This is a genomic window from Exiguobacterium sp. OS-77 (assembly GCF_000414195.2).
In the GTDB taxonomy this organism is placed as follows: Bacteria; Bacillota; Bacilli; order Exiguobacteriales; family Exiguobacteriaceae; genus Exiguobacterium_A; species Exiguobacterium_A indicum.
Genome location: NZ_DF239008.1, coordinates 2,945,678 through 2,964,728 on the forward strand (window position 1 = coordinate 2,945,678; position 19,051 = coordinate 2,964,728).

A 19,051-nucleotide genomic window follows, 5' to 3' on the forward strand; every position below is an offset into this window, starting at 1 on the left:
TTACGTTAGCAGTATAAAAAAAGGAACCTCCTGCTACTAAGTAGTATACAGGACAGCTCCTTTCGGAAAGTTACAATTGTTATTCAACTTTAGCAAGTGGTACATCCGGTGACTCCGACTTACTCGTCAATCGGAAGATTCCATTTAGCAATAATGCCGTTAGTGACCCTGCGACGATCGGGCTATCCGTCAAGACACGGATTTGTGACGGGAGACCGGCTACGATCTCAGGATTCATACTGATTCCTAGACCAATTCCGAGGGCAAGTGCCACCGTGATGACGTGTTCATTCTTCGAGAAATCGACCCGCGACAGAATACGAATCCCGCTCGCTGCGACCGTTCCGAACATGATCAACATCGCCCCACCTAGGACAGGTTTTGGAATCAACGTCGTGAACGTCGCCACTTTTGGTAAGAAGCCGAGCAAGATTAAAAATCCGCCCGCAAACAGAATGACTTTACGTGTCTTCACGCCAGTCAACTGAACGAGACCGACGTTTTGGCTATAGGTCGTATACGGGAAACTATTAAAGATACCGCCAACGATCGTCGCGACACCCTCTGCCCGGTAGCCACGTGCTAGGTCTTTATCCGTCAAACGGCGATCCGTGATCTCACCAAGTGTCAAGAACACACCTGTCGATTCGACCATCGAGACGAGACCAACGAGCGTCATCGTCAAGATCGCCGTCGCATTGAATGTCGGAACACCGAAGTAGAATGGCGTCACCATTTGGAACCATGACGCTTCCGCCACCGGACTGAAGTCGATCATCCCCATGCCAAACGCAACCAGTGTACTGATCATCACAGCAATCAAGACGGCTGCTGCTTTTGAAAAGACCGTGCCGTAGCGATTCAAGATTAAAATCAAGACGATCGTTAGTCCGGCGAGTCCAAGATAACGTGCGTCACCAAAGTCCTTCACCCCTTGTCCGCCCCCGATATCGTTGATTGCAGCCGGAATCAAGGAAATTCCAATGATCGTCACGACAGAACCAAGGACGACTGGCGGGAACAGGACTGCAATCTTACTAAACCAGCCTGAGATGACGAGAATGATCAAACCACTCGCAATTAAAGCACCATAAATCGCCGTAATCCCTTGAAGACTACCAATCGCGATCATCGGACCGACTGCGGTGAAGGTACAACCAAGGACGACAGGAAGACCGACGCCTGTATATTTCGTGACGAGCACTTGTAGTAAGGTCGCTACGCCACACATGAAGAGATCAATCGCCACTAAATAAGCAAGTTCTTCTCCCGACAATCCGATCGCACTACCAACGATCAGCGGAACTACAGCTGCTCCTGTGTACATCGCGAGCACATGCTGAAGTCCGAGACTAGCGGCTTTGAAGTTCGATAGTCTCATACGGTCACCGAGTCAACGAACGTCGCTTTTCCATCCTTCAACGACTTCACGCGAGCGAGTGACTCGACGCGGAACCCGGCTTCGATTAACTTTTGACGTCCCGGTTGGAACGACTTTTCAATGACGATTCCAAAACCAGCAACTTCCGCACCTGCCTGCTCAACAAGGCGAGCGAGACCAAATGCTGCTTCCCCGTTCGCGAGGAAATCGTCGATGATCAGAACTCGTTCACCCGGTTGTAGGTATTTTTCCGCAACCGTAATCGTACTCGTTTGTTGTTTCGTAAACGAGAAGACTTCAGCTGAAATCGTTCCTTCATTCAAGGTGACGGATTTCGTCTTACGGGCATAGACCATTGGTACCCCTAAACGGAGCGCCGTCATCATTGCCGGGGCAATACCACCTGCTTCGATCGTCAAAATCCGCGTGATACCGGCATCTTGGAAGCGATCCATGAACTCATAGGCGATTTCCCACATCAAGGTCGGATCGACCTGATGGTTTAAAAAGGCATCCACTTTCAATACTTGATCCGATAATACGATTCCCTCTTGATTAATCATGTCGTGTAGACGTTTCATACATGCATTCTCCTCTTTAAAAACGAAAAAACGTACAGCCGCTACCCGGGGGCAGCCACTGTACGCCAAAAAAGAGAGCAGTAACTCACCACCCGTAGTCGGACCGTTACGGCGATCCGGTAGAGACTCGTGGGCCAATTCCCACTATTATACGAGCGTTGCTATACGTTTACGTTTCGTGATTTTCGTGATGTGTACCATTGTACGGGGTTTGGCGAAAAAGTAAAGACTTTTTCACACCGTGCTTAGGCTTGGCGTTCTTCGACCGCTTGTGCTGCCGTGATGATCGCGAGTTTGTAGACATCCTCTTCGTTACAACCGCGTGAAAGATCGTTGACCGGTTTGTTCAACCCTTGAAGGATTGGACCGATTGCTTCGAATCCACCAAGACGTTGTGCGATTTTGTAGCCAATGTTTCCAGCTTCAAGACTTGGGAAGATGAAGACGTTCGCTTGACCTGCGACATCTGATTCTGGTGCTTTTGATTTCGCGACGCTTGGAACGAATGCAGCATCGAATTGAAGTTCCCCGTCGATCGCAAGCTCTGGTGCACGTTCTTTAGCAATGCGTGTTGCTTCAACGACACGCTCTGTCTCTGGTGATTTTGCTGAACCTTTTGTCGAGAAGCTGAGCAATGCTACTTTCGGATCGATACCGAATGTTTTTGCTGTTTTCGCAGATGCGATTGCGTTCTCTGCTAGGTCGTTCGCATCTGGTGCGATGTTGATCGCGCAGTCTGCGAAGACGTATTGCTCATCGTCACGTACCATGATGAAGACGCCTGATGTTTTTTTATAGCCTTCTTGCATTTTGATGATTTGAAGTGCTGGACGAACCGTATCACCTGTTGCGTGCATGGCACCCGATACAAGACCTTCTGCTTGTCCTGTATGAACGAGCATCGTACCGAACGTGTTCACGTCTTTTAAGATGACAGCACGTGCTTGCTCTTCTGTTGCTTTCCCTTTACGACGCTCAACGAACGATGCGACGAGCTCATCAATTCCAGCGTAAGAAGCAGGGTCAATCGTATCAAGTCCCGTGACATCGATTCCGTTTGCTGCTGCTGTTTCTTCGATTTGTACACGTGGTCCGATGACGACCGGTGTGACGAGACCGTCTTTCTTCAAACGGACAGCTGCGCCAAGAACACGCGCGTCAATTCCTTCTGGGAAGACGATTTTCGGTTGGTGCGCTTTAATCTTTTGTTCTAACATATCGAATAATTGCATGAGTTTCTCTCCTTTTTAGGTAAACACGACGTCGTCGATTTGATCCATTTTCTTTTCCATCGTTTATTATACACAGTTCTCAATCGTTGTTAAAACAATTTGCAAAAAAGTTATCTAACAAAAGCACTGAAGCCATATTCACCGACTATTACAGTCATTTTCAAGAATGGTACAGAGACTATTTCCAAGCAACGTAATCTCCACTCCCCCTTTTACCCACTCTCTGCTTTTTTCATGTGTTACGATCTCATGGACAAAGACCTTTTCGGGCGAAGCGTTTCAACAGAATGTGATAAGATAGGATATGGAAAAAGACAATTTATTTCAGACTCAGGAGGTCATCCCATGCAACATCAAACATCTGAACCGACTGCTACGCAACAAGCCGCTGAAACACTCGACGGCTGGTATACATTACATGATTTCCGCCGGATCGATTGGTCACGCTTGAAACAAGTCGACGCGACAGAACGCGCGCGCATGATTGAAGAGTTCCAAGCCTTCCTCTCAGAGCTTTCTGGTGTCGAAGCGACAAAAGACGGAAGCCATGCACTTTACACGATCATCGGTCAAAAAGCCGATCTCGTCTTGATGGTTCTTCGTCCAACGATGGAACAAATCCAAGACGTCGAAGTCAAAATGCAAAAACTCGATCTCTATGATTACTTGATCCCGACGTATTCTTACGTTTCTGTCGTCGAACTCGGTACGTACCGTGGTTCAGGCGAAGGAAACCCATACGAGAACTCTTACGTGCGTGATCGTCTCTATCCAATCTTGCCGCAAGCGAAGCACATCTGCTTCTACCCGATGAGCAAGTCGCGTCGCGATGGCGACAACTGGTACACGCTCTCAATGGAGAAACGTAAAGAGCTCATGTATCGTCACGGTATGATCGGTCGGAGTTATGCTGGGAAAATTCAGCAAATCATCGGTGGATCAACTGGATTTGACGATTGGGAATGGGGCGTCACGCTCTTCTCAGACGACATTCTCCAGTTCAAGAAAATCGTCTATGAAATGCGTTTTGACGAAGTCAGCGCGAAGTACGGTGAGTTTGGTGAGTTCTTCATCGGGAACCGTCTCGAAAGTGAACAATTAAGTACTCATTTTGCACTTTAATGTGTTGAATGACGTTTGATTGAAATATCTCATGGGAATATACTCCTTGCGGCTACAAAACAGGCTATAAAATAGTAGGTTGATTACGTAAGGAGGAATTACCATGGGGAATGCTATGAACCGATCGACACGATCGCGTGAATTGCAATTCGCTGTGCTTTCAAAAGAGCTGAAACCGGTTGCAGATCGTGTACTGGATCGCTATGAGCAAGCATTATCGAAGCTAAACAAAACACAAACGACAAAACGATGAACTCGTTTTGATACTTACGCCTACTCCATCGCGAGTAGGCGTTTTTCATACAAAAAAAGACCGTTCTTCTCCATGACGGAAGAAAAACGGTCAATCCTCATAGTCCTTTGTAGGCACCAATTGCGACAAAGATCCATGCTGCGATGAACAAGACGCCACCGATTGGTGTGATGGCACCCAGTTTCGTTACATTCGTCAATGCCATGACGTACAGACTACCCGAGAAGAAGACGATTCCAGCAAGCATCAGCCATGCAGCTAATGACCATTGCGGGATCGATGCTTTTAATAAGAGTCCCCCGAGTGCTAGGATACCGAGCGAGTGTACCATCTGGTAAAGTACGCCTGTCTGCCAGTTCGCGAGCATCCGTTCCGTCAACATATCTTTTAAGGCATGTGCACCGAATGCACCTAGTGCGACCGATAACATCATCGAGATCGCGCCAATCATAATGAAAACTTTCATGCTTATTCTCCCCCTAACCGTCGTGCTGGTAAATTCCATTCATAATAATACGATAGCATACGTAAAACAGTGATGAGTCCGAGCAATGTGAACAAATGTAGAGGATTCGTCAATTGGAAACGATCAATCACAAGTGCTGCCATGACGGCCCACATCGCATAAATCTCTTTATGCAAGACGAGTGGTTTCCGACCAGCGAGTAAATCGCGAATCACTCCACCACCAACACCAGTCAGTACAGCAGCTGAAATCGTCGCTGACAACGGCAGTCCTTTTGCTGTCGCCATCAAGGCACCTTGAATCGCAAACGCAGACAACCCGAGCGCATCCGCAAGGACGCCCCAACGTGTCCAGTGCGGCAAGAACAACTGGGGTAACATGAAGATCAACAACGCAACGAGAATCGCGACTAAAAAGAGACCACCTTGTGACCAGAGAGCAGATACCGGTACACCAATCAGTAAATTACGAATGGCACCACCGCCGAATGCTGTGATCAAAGCAAGTAACCAGACACCGAATAAATCATATTTTTCTTCCATCGCGACGATTGCTCCACTCATCGCAAAAGCGACCGTGCCGATGATATTCAATAAGTCCCAGGACATTCGCACATTTCACCTTTCTACAAAGAAATTCCAATACTTACTATACTCTCTTTTTAGTTTCCGTAAAGCATTAATTTTCTGTCACCGTTTCGACCGTTTGCGAGTGACGTTTTTAGGTAAAGTAACCTATACTGAAACAAACTGTACAGGAAGCTAGGTGACCGTATGAAACGTTGGGCGCTTTATCGCATCGTCGTCATCGTGACGATGTTCGCACGTTACATCTTTACGATCTATCGATTCACCCGGAAAAACCGGCCAGGTACGAACAACGAAGAGTTTGAGCGCATCATGATCCGGATTGCGCGTGACTATAAGAAAAAAGCATTACGGTTAGAAGGATTATTGATCAAGCTCGGTCAGTTCTTATCGATTCGAGCCGATCTGTTTCCGCCATCCGTTTTGATGGAACTGACCGAACTGGTCGATAAAGTTCCTTCAAGTAAACTTGGAGAGTCACGTAAGATCATCGAAGAGGATTGGGGTATGCCGATTGAAGAGATCATCTCGGACATCAGTCCCCGTCCTGTCGCTTCTGCCTCGATTGGTGAGGTGTACAGCGGAACCTTAAAATCAAACGGTAAAAAAGTTGCGATCAAAGTTCAGCGACCGAACATCGAACAAATCATCAAAACCGATTTCCGTGCCATGCGCATCGTCATTGCCATGTTACGCCGGACTTCATTAAACAAATCGACTGATTTACAAAGTCTGTATCGCCAAATGGTCTTCGTCATCGGTGATGAATTGAATTACCGAACTGAATTAAAAAACGGTCTCTACTTTAAAAAAATGTATGAGACGAATCCTGTCATCTATATTCCGAGTTATTATGAAGAACATTGTACGAATCGTGTGCTCGTCATGGAATGGATTGACGGGACACGTATCACCGATCTCGATTATTTAGCGGAACATCAGATTGATCGTGACGAACTAGCGCGTAATCTCTTCTTGAACGCTGGTGAGCAATTACTGTTCGGCGGGAAATTTCACGCCGACCCACACCCGGGCAACGTCCTCGTCCAGTCCGACGGCAAAATCGTCTTGCTTGATTTTGGGATGATTGGAGCGACGACGCCTGATGACATGCGAGCGATTCAACGAATCCTCCAATCCTTCGTCACATTAGATTATGATGCGATCGTCGATGGTCTCGAAGATTTACGATTCCTGTTGCCGAATGCGAATAAGCAAAATATCCGACAAGCAATTGAAAAAGCGGTCACGTTCTATCTCGAGAGTGATATGGAAAACGTCGACACGAAACTGATTGAGAAAGTCTTGTCCGATATCGAATTGCTCGTCCGAAACGAACCGATCCAGCTCCCTGCCGAGTTTGCGTTCTTCGGTCGTGCTGCCTCGACGATTCTTGGGATTCTTCAGATTCTTTCACCGCAAATCAACCTGCTCGAGTTAGCCAAACCAATGGTTCGGCGTTGGCTCGATGATGAAGGAAAAAACCAAAATCGTTATCTTCAAATCGCTGGATCGTACGGTGCGCGATTGCTCGCCTTCCCGCGTCTTGTCAACGACGCTCTCAGCGAACCGACGCGTTGGCGGATCATGGAGCAACAAAAGTTCTCTCGTGTCGCGAACATCGAGTCACTCAAAATCCGACAGTGGACGAGTTCACTCGTCGGAATCATCAGTCTTCCCTTTAGCTATCTCGGCTATTATTTTACGCAGTACGACGTCATGGGCATTTCCTTGACGATCGCCGTCATCGCTTTATGGAATGGTCGACGGATCGGACGACAAATTGTCCGGATCGCCGATGAACCGTTCCGTTAAATAGAACGACAATATGCGTCCACTTCGGTGGACGTTTTTTTATTTCAGAATAATTCCTCTTCGCGCTTCGAGGTTTTTCCTCGCGTCTCGCGGGGTACAGCTTCAAGTAGAGAGATAACAGTAAGGAGAGGTGAAACACTTGATTGATATTTTAATTGCCATCGTTCCTGCATTAATGTGGGGATCGTTGCCGCTCGTCGTCTCGAAAATCGGAGGTTCAACGGCGCAACAAATTATCGGTACGACTCTGGGTGCGTTGCTTTTCGCGATCGTCACTTTCTTTTTTGTCAGCCCAGAGATGTCGACGACTGCTTGGGTTGCGGGATTCTTTTCTGGTGCCTTCTGGGCGCTCGGTCAAAAAAATCAATTTGCCGCATTCCGTCAAATGGGTGTATCAAAGACGATGCCAATCTCAACAGGGATGCAACTCGTCGGAACATCGTTATTTGGTGTTCTCGCTTTTGGAGAGTGGTCAACGACAACTGCGTTGATTCTCGGAATCAGTGCCCTTGTATTGATCATTGCCGGAGCAGCTTTCACATCTTACAAGGAAGATAAGAGTAAACAAGATGAGAATATCGGAAAAGGACTGACTCTCCTCCTCATCTCTACTGTCGGATATGTTGGCTACGTCGTCATTGCCCGTTGGTTCGATATCAACGGTTGGGAAGCTGTCTTACCACAAGCTGTCGGGATGGTCGTGAGTGCCATTCTTCTTTCTTTACGAGAAGGAGATCTCTTCACGAAAAAAACAGCCGGCAATACTATCGGTGGACTCATGTGGGCTGTCGGGAACGTCGCTTTACTGTTTGCCACAGCAAAAGTCGGGGTCGCAACGAGCTTCTCCTTATCTCAAACAGGGGTCGTCATCTCAACGATTGGTGGCGTACTCTTACTAAAAGAAACGAAGACAAAGAAAGAAATGACATTCGTCATCATCGGTTGTATTTTAGTCGTTGCTGGCGGGATCATGATTGGATTTACGAAACAATAATGAAGGAGTGAAGCATCATGTATGAAAGTTTAAAGGGAAAAGTAGCCATCGTAACAGGTGGATCAATGGGAATCGGTGAAGCCATCGTTCGCCGTTATGCAGAGGAAGGTATGCGTGTCGTCATCAACTATCGCAGTCATCCGGAAGAAGCGAAGAAAATCGCTGAATCGATTAAAAAACATGGTGGCGAAGCCATCACGATTCAAGGAGATGTCTCGAAAGAAGACGATATGATCAACCTTGTCAAAGAGACTGTCGCTCACTTTGGTCAGTTGGATGTTTTCGTCAACAACGCAGGGATTGAAATGCCGTCAGCCTCCCATGAGATGTCACTCGAAGACTGGCAAAAAGTCATTGACGTCAACTTAACAGGTGCATTCCTCGGTGCGCGTGAAGCTCTGAAGTACTTCGTCGAACACGATGTTAAAGGTAGCATCATCAACATGTCGAGTGTTCATGAAATCATTCCATGGCCAACGTTCGTCCACTACGCTGCAAGTAAAGGTGGCGTTAAATTAATGACACAAACCCTTGCGATGGAATATGCACCAAAAGGAATTCGGGTCAATGCGATTGGACCTGGTGCGATTAATACACCGATCAACGCTGAAAAATTCGAAGATCCGGAACAACGAAAAGAAGTCGAGAGTATGATTCCAATGGGCAATATCGGAAAACCTGAGGAAATTTCAGCCGTTGCCGCATGGCTTGCGTCGGACGAAGCAAGTTATGTCACTGGTATCACACTCTTTGCGGACGGCGGGATGACACTTTACCCGTCTTTCCAGGCAGGACGCGGTTAACCTATTTTGAATAGACAAGGAGAGAACCGCTCATGGCCACTTTTTTCTCATTGATCCGTCGCGGCAATAAGTCAGCACTTGCTGCTGCAATCGTCAACACGATCATTGCTATCATCAAGTTCGTCGCTTATATCTTGACTGGGAACGTTGCAATGTTTGCTGAAATGATGCATACGATCGGTGACGCGGCGAATCAATTTTTCGTCTATATCGGTTCTGCTCTAAGTAAAAAAGCACCAACGAAGCGATTCCCGAACGGATTCGGTCGCCTTGTTAACCTCGTGTTACTTGCTGCAATCATCGTCGTTGCGTTGCTTGCGTATGAGACGATTCGTGAAGGAATCTTGCATATCACACATGGTCCTGGCGAAGAGACGACTGGGCTTTGGATCATTTTGACGGCACTTGGAATTGGTGTTGTCCTCGAAGTCGGCGTCTTTTATAAAGCGATGATCGAGATTGCTCATGAAACCGGGCTTAAGTCTAGAGGGCTGACACTAGTTGGTCAAAGCTTCACCCATCTTGGGCAGGCAAAACCAGCTACACGTCTTGTCTTCATGGAAGATCTTGTTGCGACTCTCGGTGGTATCATCGCGATCATTGCCGTTCTGATTTCGCATTACACGTCGTTTTATCAAGCAGAGGGCATTGCATCGATTTTGATTGGTCTGATGATGTTCTACGTCGTCTATAATGTCTTTATTCAAAATGCTGCCGGTGCGCTCGGTGAGATTGATGAAGTACTGACTGCTAAAATCGGTGAAATCCTATTACGTGATGAAGCGGTTCGTGATATTGAAAAGCTTGAAGTCATTAAGGAAGGGGATCACTTCCATGTCGAGACAGAGATTGAAGTGGATCCTAACTTAACGATTGCCCAAGCGGACGACATCAAGGACCGGCTTGAACTTCAAATCCGAATTCTTAAAGGGATCACCGATGTCACGATTTCCTTTGATGAAGATGATAAAGTACAGCAGTATCAATCCCCCTCACCACCTGTAGAGTAAACAAAAAGCCATCGATTCCGATGGCTTTTTGTGTGCATTCATTAGCGTGCAGCGCGGACAAATCCGGCTTCTTCTGCTTCTTTTTCCGTACAAAACTGTTGCTCTGGCTTCACTTCATCGTAGGACTGACCTCCCGGTACATGGTAGATTTTTTTACCCGACCGATTGATGTTGCCTTTGATTTCGCAGGATTTCGTTTCTGTAATCGCTTGAGCGTCGAAGCCACGATTCGTGACGTAGCCATCGTGCTCCCAAATCTTTTTCTTCGCCTGCTTGGCTCCCTGTTCGATCTGTTCGAACATATCGACATAACGTGTGTCCGGCTCATAGACGAACGCTACACGTGCGAGTCCTTTTCGAAGTAACTCCTGATTCAACATCTTATCGCCGTACCAGACGTATGCGAGTAATCTTCCGTATCGATCGGTCCGGGAATGATCACGCTCCAACCGAATGGCTGTCCCGCTCGGTAAGGTCTCTTTCGTAAACGCTGAAGCTTCCGTTCCATACGGTTGAACCGGTGTATCCGGTTTGACGGTTTCTGGTGTATCGACAAGGAGTAGACGAACGTCCTCCGTTTTCCCATCCGCCAACTTCACTTTTAACGTATCCCCATCGATGACGCGTTCGACCGTCGCCTTCGTGATTTTTTCGTCGTCCGGTTGTTTGATGCCAAGCAAATCGGTTTCTTCTGGTGCACAACCGATGAGAACGAATAAAAAAAGTAGACTCATCATTGCATATCGTCTCACTTCTGTTTCGCTCCTTTCCATGAAAATACGGATTCGGTCAAAGCCCGAACCCGCATACGCTATCTTGTTTATTCGTTAGTCTGCTGAAAGAACCGTTTCAACTTCATTTCGGTTAGTATAAAGTTGATAGAACGCTTCCGCTACATTTTTCGGATCAAGTGCCGTTCCACGCTTCACTTCCCCGGCAATCGTGACAGTTCCGACGTAGACACCGTCTTCCTTCAACGTATCATGTAACATATGCGTCACTTGGCGAACGCCTGCCTTCCCGATTGAAAGCCCTGGTAACGATTTGATCGCTTGCATCGCAGCGCCGCCTCCAGTAATCAGGATAGCGCCGTCTTTCCGTTCCTGCATCGACGGAGCAACGAGTTGTGCGGCATGCAGTGCACCGAGTACGTCGATTTCGAACTCTTTCGTAATCTGTTCTGCCGAAACTTCGAGGACAGACGCTTGATGTAAAATCGAAGCATTGTAGACTAAGACATCGACTTGTCCGTATTGCTCCTCTGTCCATTCGATGAGTGATGCGATATCGGCTTTTCGAGAAGCATCACATTCCACTCCAACCGCTTCCACGCCCGCTTCTTTTAGTTCCGTGATGACGGCTGCGAGTGTTTCTTGCGTCCGCGCCGCACAAACGACTTGAAAGCCTTCTTTTCCGAATCGTTTACTGATTTCATATCCGTTTCCTGGCCCTGCTCCGATGACGATTACTGTTTTCATGACGTATCTCCCCTTCTCATTTCAACTGTGATGGTTATTCCCTGAATCGCGTCTTTTCATTCAAAAATCGAGCAATGAAGTGCCTTTTTCTTCTTTCTCCTGCGAAACACCCATGAAACGCGCTAACATCGGATCGACTGTTGGTATTGCCTGAGGTGTTGACGTAGGTAGCGATATCGTTGAACTTGATGTCGCCTCAGATTCAAGTAATAGTTCACAGTACGTTTTCATTGCTGCAATCTGCTCTTTCTGCGCGGCTCCTGTCGTTTGCTCAATGCGTTGCATCGCTTGACGCATCTTTTCGATGATGTGTTGTTCCGTAATCATCTTGTATTCCTCCTTATGGTAGATTGAGGGTATGAACTTGAAAAGGATGTGTTTTCCATGATTCGTACCGCTTTAGTTGGTTTTGGTATTGCCGGTGAACATTTACATGCTCCTTATTTACACGCACCTGATTATCAGTTAGTCGCTGTTCAGTCGAGTCGTCCGGAAGCAGTCGCTGCTTATGACGCGACGCTACCTGTTTATTCGACACTTGAAGCCCTGCTCGCTAAAGAACAAATCGATTTAGTCGTCATCGCGACAGCAAATGAGCTACATTATCCACTTGCGCGCCTCGCTTTGCTATCGGGCTGTGATGTACTCGTCGAGAAACCGTTCACTGTCACGCTTGAAGAAGCCGAAACGTTGACGGAACTAGCACGTGTACACGATCGGTTACTGACAGTTTATCATAATCGTCGGTATACGAAGGACTTTCGAACGCTGATGACCTTACTCGAATCCGGACGTCTCGGCACGCTCCAAACGTTCGAAGCGCATTATGATCGCTATCGTCCAGACGTTGAGGATCGTTGGCGCGAACAGGACGTACCCGGTGCTGGTCTCTTGTACGATCTTGGATCACACTTGATCGATCAAGCACTCGTCGCCTTCAATGCAGTACCAGATCGCGTCTTTTGTGATCAAACGATCCAACGGCAAGGTGGGATCGTTGATGACTATACACATTTGATTTTAGCATTCGGCACGCGACGCGCTATTTTGCACATCGGTTCCATCGTTCCGGCTGTTGGTCCTTCGCTAATGGTACACGGGACAAAGGCTAGCTATTTCGTCGATGAAGTCGATACGAAACGAGCGACGTATCAATTGGCTGAAGCAAACGGTCCCCTTGAAGACTTTCCTTTTGTCTCCGGGCAATTTGGGGATTATTATACAGATCTCGCCCCAGCCATTCGACAGCGAACAACACCACCTGTTTCTCCGAAACAGGCTGAACTCGTCATGAAAATCATTGATCGTGCTCAAAAGAGTGCAAAATCGGGTACATGGATAGAAGTAGACTAACTATCCATTCAGACGAACAGGGGGAAGACAAGATGTTTTCAAGTACGGAACGGACAGCTTGGTTAGAAGAGATGGGACAAGAACTTTTAGACGTGCTCGTCATCGGGGGCGGTATCACGGGAGCCGGTATTTTGCTTGACGCACAAAGTCGAGGCATGCGGACAGGATTGATCGAGATGCAGGACTTCGCCGAAGGGACATCGAGCCGATCGACGAAACTCGTCCATGGTGGATTGCGTTATCTGAAGCAGTTCGAAATCAAACTTGTTGCCGAAGTCGGAAAAGAACGTGCCATCGTGTATGAGAACGCCCCACACGTGACGACGCCGGAGTGGATGATGCTTCCACTCGTCGAAGGCGGGACGTTCGGCAGCTTCTCGACATCGATTGGCTTACGCGTCTATGACCAGCTCGCAGGCGTCAAACGCAATGAACGCCGGACGATGCTCAGCAAAGAAGAAACATTACGTTACGAGCCACTATTACGTTCGGAACACTTAGTCGGTGGTGGTCGTTATGTCGAATATAAAACGGATGATGCCCGATTGACAGTCGAAGTCTTAAAGGCAGCCGTTGGTTACGGTGGACGTGCCGTCAACTATACGAAGGCTGAATCGCTCGTCTACCACAATGGAAAAGTTGTTGGTGTCGAAGTCCGTGACGTCTTAAGTGACAAAACGTATACGATTCGGGCAAAGAAAATCATCAATGCAACTGGTCCGTGGGTCGACGAACTACGAGAAAAAGATGGTTCGAAAGCTGGGAAATCACTCCACCTGACGAAAGGCATTCATCTCGTCATCGATCAAGCGCATTTCCCACTACAACAGGCCGTTTATTTCGACGTTCCAGATGGTCGGATGATCTTTGCGATTCCACGCGAAGGGAAAACGTATGTCGGAACGACTGACACGAACTATAAAGGAGATATTCTTGAGCCGGGTGTCACTGTGGAGGATCAGGACTATATCCTAGAGGCTACGAATCAAATGTTCAACGTCGAGTTACGACCTGAACACGTCGAATCGACATGGTCCGGACTGCGCCCACTCATTCATGAAGATGGAAAGGACCCGAGTGAACTGTCCCGAAAAGATGAAATCTTCGTCTCGAAATCTGGGCTGATGTCAATCGCTGGTGGGAAGTTGACCGGGTACCGGAAGATGGCAGAACGAATCATCGATATGGTCGCAGACCAATTCAAGACAGAAGAAAACCGGATTTACCTCGCTTCCCGTACGCACGATATCTTGCTTGGTGGTGGTCATCCACAAGGAAGTAAAGGATTTGCCCGCTACTTGAAGGAACAACAACCAAAAGGAGAAGCACTCGGATTGTCACCGAATGAGGCGACATGGCTCATCCAACGTTACGGTACGAATGTCGAACGTGTCTACGAGTTGATTCGGACACGTGGCGACGAGGCAGCTCGTTATCAATTACCGTTACACTGGTTCGGCGCCCTTCTATATGGATTAGAAGCTGAACTCGTCATGCAACCCGGCGACTTCTTGAATCGTCGTGCCTCGGCCGTCTTCTTTGATTTCCCTCACGCTGAACAGTACGCAGATGGTGTTCTCGCCTTGATGCGTAGCGAACTCGGCTGGTCGGCAGAAGATGAAGCCAAAGCCAATGAAAGTATTCGTCGTGAATTTGATGCGGTCCGCGTCAAAGGACCTGTTCCACTTTCATAACATCAGAAGACCCGATCGCCTTCAGGCGACCGGGTCTTTTTGTGTGTTACTGTTCTTCTTTTGAAGCAGCGAGTTCAGCCGCTGGCATATTTCCGGGATGCAGGTTCGAACTCTTACGCGCAAAGGCGAAGTAGAGTACTAAACCGATTGCGAGCCAGATCACGAACGCGATCCATGTTTCGAGTTTCAAGTTGAACATCAAGAAGAGACAAGAAGCAATCGCTGCGATTGGCACATATGGCATACCAGGACATTTGAACGCACGCGGGAGATCCGGCTGTGTCTTGCGAAGAACCAAGACAGCGACGGAAATCAAGACGAATGCTGCCAGTGTACCCATGTTGACGAGATTCGCAATGACATCGAGCGGAACGAATCCAGCAACGAGTGAACTACCTAATCCAATCATCCACGTCGCCTTGAATGGTGTTTGGTACTTCGGATGCACTTCAGAGAACACTTTCGGGAACATTCCGTCACGCGAGATGGCGAATGCAAGGCGCACCATTCCGTAAGTCATGACGAGAATGACCGTTGTGATCCCGAGAATTGCACCAAGATCGATGAATCCGGCAACCCAGTTTTGCCCCGCCATTTGGATGGCGAGTGAGACCGGATGATCGACACCAGCAAATTGTTGGTAAGGTACGATCCCTGTCATGATGGCTGCAACGATGACGTATAAAATCGTACAGACAGCAAGTGAACCGATGATCCCGCGTGGTAAGTTCTTTTGTGGGTCGCGGACTTCTTCTGCTGCTGATGTAACAGCATCAAAACCGATGTACGCGAAGAAGACGATCGCGGCACCCGAGAAGACGCCTCCCCAACCGAATGGCGTAAATGGTGCCCAGTTCGTAGGTTCAACGTAGCCAACACCTACGACGATGAAGAGAACAACAACTGCTAATTTGATGACGACCATGATGTTGTTGACACGTTTTGTTTCCTTGATCCCCATCGACAACAATGCCGTAATGGCAAAGAGGATCAAGAACGCTGGAAGGTTGAAGAATGTCTTCGCTCCTTCGATTGCTCCAGGAGCCGCTGAGAGCGCCGTCGGTATATGAATATTGAAGCCTGCGAGCAAGGACTGGAAGTATCCAGACCATCCGGCTGCAACAGCACTCGAGGCGAGTCCATATTCGAGGATCAAGTTCCAACCGATGATCCAAGCGAAGATCTCTCCCATCGTTGCATACGTGTACGTATAGACGGATCCACTGACCGGAATCGTTGATGCGAATTCAGCGTAAGCAAGAGCAGCTAGACCACAGGCGATGGCAGATAGAATGAATGATACGATAAGTCCTGGTCCTGCAGTCAATGCTCCTGTTCCCGTCAAAACGAAGATTCCGGTTCCGATGATGGCGCCAATTCCTAAAAACGTTAAATCCATCGCGCCAAGATTTCGAGCAAGTCCACTGTTTCGTTTACTTGCAGCAATCATAGCGGAAACATCTTTTTTCCGCGTCAAGCTCATGATGTACTTCCCCCTATGTCTCTTTTGATTTGTCCTACGGAGCGAGTCGTCCGTAAGAACTTAATCAAAAATTTACGAAGTTTTCTGATAAATTGATATAGGTCATTATACCTATTTCTATTTTGTTGAACGCTTTCATTCGTTAAACAAAAAAATCTGTACAAAAAAGATGGATATGTAACACATGTTACACATCCATCTAACAAGCCTCAGTTTATTAGGTTTTTAAATTGTTTTTCGGGTCTTCATCCACTCTAAAAACACTTGGTAATCCAGCTTTGTTCGTGTCACGTAGGCTTCTGACCAACGCTCGATTTGCTCTAAAAAAGCGGTGTCCGAAACACCAATAGCTTGGATGATTTCAACATCCGCATGATGTGTCAAAATTTTTTCTTTAATCCCGGCGTCCTGATCTGCCCGCGCATGGATTTTCGCGGTAATTTGACCTTGAATACACAACACGTTCTCAAGGTCTTCCTGACTTTTGATATGCTTTGCTTTTAGTTTTTTCTTATATGGTGAGCGCTCACGTACATAATATTCCTTTTTCCCAATCGTCAGGTAGCCAAGATATGGATCCTCATATGCCTGCATCGCTTTTTGGGACGTGATGACCCGTCGTCCTTGATGAACTGTTTCTGCTTCCGGGCGATAAACGGGCAGGAATAACGAAGGGACGGACGTTTGCGCTTGTTTCATCTCAAGAATCAAATCTTCTTCTCCGCCTTCGCCCTCAATCAGAATGTAATAGCGCTCAAGACCAATCGATGCCGTTCCACTGTCTAGCTTCCGCACGATATCCTTAATCGTATAGAACGATTCGTCACGACGATCCTCGGCATCAATCGTCTCGATATAGGAGGACCAAGCAGACTCGATTGCTGATCGTGTCGCGTCATCTACCGCTGCCATATCCGGTAATGTACAAAAACGTCTCACGCCATCCACCAGTTCCGTCCGCTCCCCCATTAATTCCTCACGTTTCTTTTCTGCTTTTTTGATCAACTTCTTGATTGGTCCTTTCGTATTATCCCGCGTAAAACAGACATCACTCGGATCTTTTCCGAGAGCGTACTTTTTTAAATCGTGTAAGTATTCCAGGACATAATTTCGAATCGCAGGAGTCGGATCGTATCCTGCCTCTTCAGCGAACAACCGGACGGAGACCGCCATGCGAATCAAATCGTATAGATAAGATCCTAAGTACCCTTCATCAAAGTCATTGACGTCGTAGATGATATCTCCCTTCGCATTGCCATGGACACCGAAATTCTCAAAATGAAGATCTCCCTGAATCCACGTCGGTTTATCAAGAGGTGTATCAAAACCAAGGGGGATTCGCGTCACGTCATAATAAAACAGATGCGAACTCCCACGGAAAAAGCGAAACGGACTCAAGCTCATCTTGTCGTACTTTTCCTGACGTGCTTGCTCATCGAGCTGACGGATTTCGTGATCGTAGAAATCAAGCACCTTCGCAATCGTCATTTGTCGAATCTCTTCATATACAGGTCGAAACATTCGATTCTCTCCCTTCCATTTGAAAAAAAGAGCAGTCAAAACGAAATCGTTTGACTGCTCCTTACATGTTACTCGAAATGTTTTTTATATTCCCCATATCCTGCCGAATCAAGCTCTTCAAGCGGAATAAATCGTAATGCTGCTGAGTTGATACAATAGCGAAGACCACCAAGTTCTGTCGGACCATCATCGAAGATATGACCGAGGTGACTATCCGCATTCGCAGAACGCACTTCCGTCCGCGTCATCCCGTGACTCGTATCGAGTTCGACTTCCATCTTGTCTTCTGAGATGGGTTTAGCGAAGCTCGGCCAACCACAGTTTGACTGGAACTTATCTTTTGATGTGAAGAGTGGTGTACCATCGACGATATCGACGTACAGTCCTGGACGTTCTTCATCCCAGTATTCGTTACGGAAAGCGGGTTCTGTCCCGTTCTCTTGTGTGACTTTATACTGAATTGGTGTCAGACGCTCTTTCAATTCTTTTTCCTTACCGTGGTCCTTCCACGCTTCTTTGATGAATTTCGCGCGACCTGAGCCGACACTATACATCTGATAACGGAACGGATTCTTTTTATAATAATCTTGGTGATATTCTTCGGCTGGCCAAAACGGCTTTTCTGGACGAATCTCTACCGCGACCGGACGCGAGAAGCGTCCTGATGCGTCAAGCGCTGCTTTCGAACGTTCAGCTGCTTCACGCTGTGCTTCATCGACATAAAAGATAGCCGGTTGGTACGATTCACCACGGTCATTGAATTGACCTCCACCATCTGTCGGGTCGATTTGACGCCAGAAGATCTCGAGTAATTCTTCGTACGTAATGACGGACGGATCGTACGTGACTTCAACCGCCTCCAAGTGACCTGTCGTTTCCGAACAGACCTCTTTATAAGTCGGGTTCTCTGTATGACCACCGGTATATCCTGAAATGACCTGCTCTACCCCATCATATTTATGGAATGGCTTGACCATGCACCAGAAACAACCACCTGCAAATATTGCTTTTGCCATCTATCTTCCCCTCCTCTGTATGTGTCTATTTTACCGCGTTCGGAGAATGGACTCGACTTTCCTGCTCATTCAATCCTCTGGGTTCGCTTTTAGACGACGCATGACGAAGTAAATCGCTGCAAAGACAAGAAGAAGTCCTCCAAGCGAATACCAGATGTTATTCAAACGATAGATCATTTGGTACAAGGCAAGCGTCACAAGCAATAATGCGATCGGTAAGAAGGCACGCTTAAAGTGGTACCAGTAATTCACGAAGATCGCC

At 47.4% G+C, this 19,051-nt stretch carries 20 protein-coding genes and 1 riboswitch; of the genes, 8 read left to right on the plus strand and 12 right to left on the minus strand.

Annotated elements, in window-relative coordinates:
* Positions 1 to 79: 79 nt before the first annotated feature.
* The 3 genes from EXG77_RS15000 to pta form a co-directional block, all read right to left on the minus strand.
* A complete protein-coding gene (locus EXG77_RS15000; RefSeq protein WP_035399197.1) occupies positions 80 to 1,381 on the minus strand; it encodes a nucleobase:cation symporter-2 family protein in 1,302 nt (433 codons plus the stop codon).
* Positions 1,378 to 1,962, minus strand: coding sequence for a xanthine phosphoribosyltransferase (locus EXG77_RS15005; protein ID WP_035399199.1), 585 nt, complete (start codon positions 1,960 to 1,962; stop codon positions 1,378 to 1,380). Before EXG77_RS15005 ends, EXG77_RS15000 begins: the two co-directional genes overlap by 4 nt.
* Positions 1,963 to 2,037: 75 nt before the next feature.
* Positions 2,038 to 2,137: riboswitch (purine riboswitch) on the minus strand.
* A 70-nt stretch (positions 2,138 to 2,207) separates the two neighbouring features.
* The gene (pta, locus tag EXG77_RS15010) at positions 2,208 to 3,194 is read right to left on the minus strand and encodes a phosphate acetyltransferase (RefSeq protein ID WP_035399200.1); all 987 of its coding nucleotides are present in this window, start codon (positions 3,192 to 3,194) and stop codon (positions 2,208 to 2,210) included.
* 345 nt (positions 3,195 to 3,539) lie between these two features.
* Between pta and hemQ the strand changes: the two genes are divergently transcribed.
* Positions 3,540 to 4,316: a hydrogen peroxide-dependent heme synthase gene (gene hemQ, locus EXG77_RS15015; protein WP_035399202.1), complete on the plus strand. Its 777-nt coding sequence runs from the start codon at positions 3,540 to 3,542 to the stop codon at positions 4,314 to 4,316.
* A 103-nt stretch (positions 4,317 to 4,419) separates the two neighbouring features.
* Positions 4,420 to 4,569, plus strand: coding sequence for a hypothetical protein (locus EXG77_RS16490; protein ID WP_023466754.1), 150 nt, complete (start codon positions 4,420 to 4,422; stop codon positions 4,567 to 4,569).
* 97 nt (positions 4,570 to 4,666) lie between these two features.
* Here EXG77_RS16490 and EXG77_RS15020 read toward each other — a convergent pair whose 3' ends face one another.
* The gene (locus tag EXG77_RS15020; protein ID WP_023466753.1) at positions 4,667 to 5,035 is read right to left on the minus strand and encodes a DUF423 domain-containing protein; all 369 of its coding nucleotides are present in this window, start codon (positions 5,033 to 5,035) and stop codon (positions 4,667 to 4,669) included.
* Positions 5,036 to 5,037: 2 nt separating this feature from the next.
* On the minus strand, positions 5,038 to 5,643 hold the full coding sequence (locus EXG77_RS15025) for a trimeric intracellular cation channel family protein (protein ID WP_023466752.1): 606 nt from the start codon (positions 5,641 to 5,643) through the stop codon (positions 5,038 to 5,040).
* A 165-nt stretch (positions 5,644 to 5,808) separates the two neighbouring features.
* Here EXG77_RS15025 and EXG77_RS15030 point away from each other — a divergent pair, with 165 nt between their 5' ends.
* The 4 genes from EXG77_RS15030 (at position 5,809) to EXG77_RS15045 (ending at position 10,244) form a co-directional block, all read left to right on the plus strand.
* Complete coding sequence (locus EXG77_RS15030; RefSeq protein ID WP_023466751.1) at positions 5,809 to 7,437, plus strand: AarF/ABC1/UbiB kinase family protein; 1,629 nt, start codon at positions 5,809 to 5,811, stop codon at positions 7,435 to 7,437.
* Between the two features lie 142 nt (positions 7,438 to 7,579).
* On the plus strand, positions 7,580 to 8,431 hold the full coding sequence (locus tag EXG77_RS15035; RefSeq protein WP_200934669.1) for a GRP family sugar transporter: 852 nt from the start codon (positions 7,580 to 7,582) through the stop codon (positions 8,429 to 8,431).
* Between the two features lie 17 nt (positions 8,432 to 8,448).
* Positions 8,449 to 9,234 carry an SDR family oxidoreductase gene (locus EXG77_RS15040; RefSeq protein WP_035399206.1) on the plus strand — a complete coding sequence of 262 codons (786 nt, stop codon included), beginning with the start codon at positions 8,449 to 8,451 and terminating at the stop codon, positions 9,232 to 9,234.
* Between the two features lie 32 nt (positions 9,235 to 9,266).
* Positions 9,267 to 10,244, plus strand: a complete 978-nt coding sequence (locus EXG77_RS15045) for a cation diffusion facilitator family transporter (protein ID WP_023466748.1) — start codon at positions 9,267 to 9,269, stop codon at positions 10,242 to 10,244.
* Positions 10,245 to 10,285: 41 nt separating this feature from the next.
* Here the strand turns inward: EXG77_RS15045 and EXG77_RS15050 are convergent, their stop codons facing one another.
* The 3 genes from EXG77_RS15050 to EXG77_RS15060 form a co-directional block, all read right to left on the minus strand.
* Positions 10,286 to 10,996 carry a thermonuclease family protein gene (locus EXG77_RS15050; RefSeq protein ID WP_235515960.1) on the minus strand — a complete coding sequence of 237 codons (711 nt, stop codon included), beginning with the start codon at positions 10,994 to 10,996 and terminating at the stop codon, positions 10,286 to 10,288.
* A 75-nt stretch (positions 10,997 to 11,071) separates the two neighbouring features.
* Positions 11,072 to 11,722, minus strand: coding sequence for an SDR family oxidoreductase (locus tag EXG77_RS15055; RefSeq protein WP_035399210.1), 651 nt, complete (start codon positions 11,720 to 11,722; stop codon positions 11,072 to 11,074).
* A 60-nt stretch (positions 11,723 to 11,782) separates the two neighbouring features.
* On the minus strand, positions 11,783 to 12,049 hold the full coding sequence (locus EXG77_RS15060) for a DUF5327 family protein (protein WP_035399212.1): 267 nt from the start codon (positions 12,047 to 12,049) through the stop codon (positions 11,783 to 11,785).
* Between the two features lie 57 nt (positions 12,050 to 12,106).
* Here EXG77_RS15060 and EXG77_RS15065 point away from each other — a divergent pair, with 57 nt between their 5' ends.
* Positions 12,107 to 13,075 carry a Gfo/Idh/MocA family oxidoreductase gene (locus EXG77_RS15065; protein ID WP_035399213.1) on the plus strand — a complete coding sequence of 323 codons (969 nt, stop codon included), beginning with the start codon at positions 12,107 to 12,109 and terminating at the stop codon, positions 13,073 to 13,075.
* A gap of 32 nt (positions 13,076 to 13,107) precedes the next feature.
* Entirely contained in the window at positions 13,108 to 14,769 is a 1,662-nt protein-coding gene (locus EXG77_RS15070) for a glycerol-3-phosphate dehydrogenase/oxidase (RefSeq protein ID WP_035399214.1), read from the plus strand.
* Positions 14,770 to 14,815: 46 nt separating this feature from the next.
* On the opposite strand, the gene EXG77_RS15075 is transcribed toward EXG77_RS15070, so the two are convergent.
* The 4 genes from EXG77_RS15075 to EXG77_RS15090 form a co-directional block, all read right to left on the minus strand.
* Entirely contained in the window at positions 14,816 to 16,252 is a 1,437-nt protein-coding gene (locus EXG77_RS15075) for an amino acid permease (RefSeq protein WP_035399215.1), read from the minus strand.
* Positions 16,253 to 16,477: 225 nt separating this feature from the next.
* Positions 16,478 to 17,773 carry a DUF2252 domain-containing protein gene (locus EXG77_RS15080; protein ID WP_035399217.1) on the minus strand — a complete coding sequence of 432 codons (1,296 nt, stop codon included), beginning with the start codon at positions 17,771 to 17,773 and terminating at the stop codon, positions 16,478 to 16,480.
* Between the two features lie 68 nt (positions 17,774 to 17,841).
* A complete protein-coding gene (gene msrA, locus EXG77_RS15085; RefSeq protein WP_035399219.1) occupies positions 17,842 to 18,789 on the minus strand; it encodes a peptide-methionine (S)-S-oxide reductase MsrA in 948 nt (315 codons plus the stop codon).
* Positions 18,790 to 18,858: 69 nt separating this feature from the next.
* Positions 18,859 to 19,041 carry a hypothetical protein gene (locus EXG77_RS15090; protein ID WP_035399267.1) on the minus strand — a complete coding sequence of 61 codons (183 nt, stop codon included), beginning with the start codon at positions 19,039 to 19,041 and terminating at the stop codon, positions 18,859 to 18,861.
* Positions 19,042 to 19,051 lie beyond the last annotated feature (10 nt).

What these genes read in the sequence shown, in the direction of transcription:
- EXG77_RS15000 (WP_035399197.1), bottom strand. Translation starts at nt 1,381, where the DNA reads ATGAGACTATCGAACTTCAAAGCCGCTAGTCTCGGACTTCAGCATGTG.
- EXG77_RS15005 (WP_035399199.1), bottom strand. Translation starts at nt 1,962, where the DNA reads ATGAAACGTCTACACGACATGATTAATCAAGAGGGAATCGTATTATCG.
- pta (WP_035399200.1), bottom strand. Translation starts at nt 3,194, where the DNA reads ATGCAATTATTCGATATGTTAGAACAAAAGATTAAAGCGCACCAACCG.
- hemQ (WP_035399202.1), top strand. Translation starts at nt 3,540, where the DNA reads ATGCAACATCAAACATCTGAACCGACTGCTACGCAACAAGCCGCTGAA.
- EXG77_RS16490 (WP_023466754.1), top strand. Translation starts at nt 4,420, where the DNA reads ATGGGGAATGCTATGAACCGATCGACACGATCGCGTGAATTGCAATTC.
- EXG77_RS15020 (WP_023466753.1), bottom strand. Translation starts at nt 5,035, where the DNA reads ATGAAAGTTTTCATTATGATTGGCGCGATCTCGATGATGTTATCGGTC.
- EXG77_RS15025 (WP_023466752.1), bottom strand. Translation starts at nt 5,643, where the DNA reads ATGTCCTGGGACTTATTGAATATCATCGGCACGGTCGCTTTTGCGATG.
- EXG77_RS15030 (WP_023466751.1), top strand. Translation starts at nt 5,809, where the DNA reads ATGAAACGTTGGGCGCTTTATCGCATCGTCGTCATCGTGACGATGTTC.
- EXG77_RS15040 (WP_035399206.1), top strand. Translation starts at nt 8,449, where the DNA reads ATGTATGAAAGTTTAAAGGGAAAAGTAGCCATCGTAACAGGTGGATCA.
- EXG77_RS15045 (WP_023466748.1), top strand. Translation starts at nt 9,267, where the DNA reads ATGGCCACTTTTTTCTCATTGATCCGTCGCGGCAATAAGTCAGCACTT.
- EXG77_RS15055 (WP_035399210.1), bottom strand. Translation starts at nt 11,722, where the DNA reads ATGAAAACAGTAATCGTCATCGGAGCAGGGCCAGGAAACGGATATGAA.
- EXG77_RS15060 (WP_035399212.1), bottom strand. Translation starts at nt 12,049, where the DNA reads ATGATTACGGAACAACACATCATCGAAAAGATGCGTCAAGCGATGCAA.
- EXG77_RS15065 (WP_035399213.1), top strand. Translation starts at nt 12,107, where the DNA reads ATGATTCGTACCGCTTTAGTTGGTTTTGGTATTGCCGGTGAACATTTA.
- EXG77_RS15070 (WP_035399214.1), top strand. Translation starts at nt 13,108, where the DNA reads ATGTTTTCAAGTACGGAACGGACAGCTTGGTTAGAAGAGATGGGACAA.
- EXG77_RS15075 (WP_035399215.1), bottom strand. Translation starts at nt 16,252, where the DNA reads ATGAGCTTGACGCGGAAAAAAGATGTTTCCGCTATGATTGCTGCAAGT.
- EXG77_RS15080 (WP_035399217.1), bottom strand. Translation starts at nt 17,773, where the DNA reads ATGTTTCGACCTGTATATGAAGAGATTCGACAAATGACGATTGCGAAG.
- msrA (WP_035399219.1), bottom strand. Translation starts at nt 18,789, where the DNA reads ATGGCAAAAGCAATATTTGCAGGTGGTTGTTTCTGGTGCATGGTCAAG.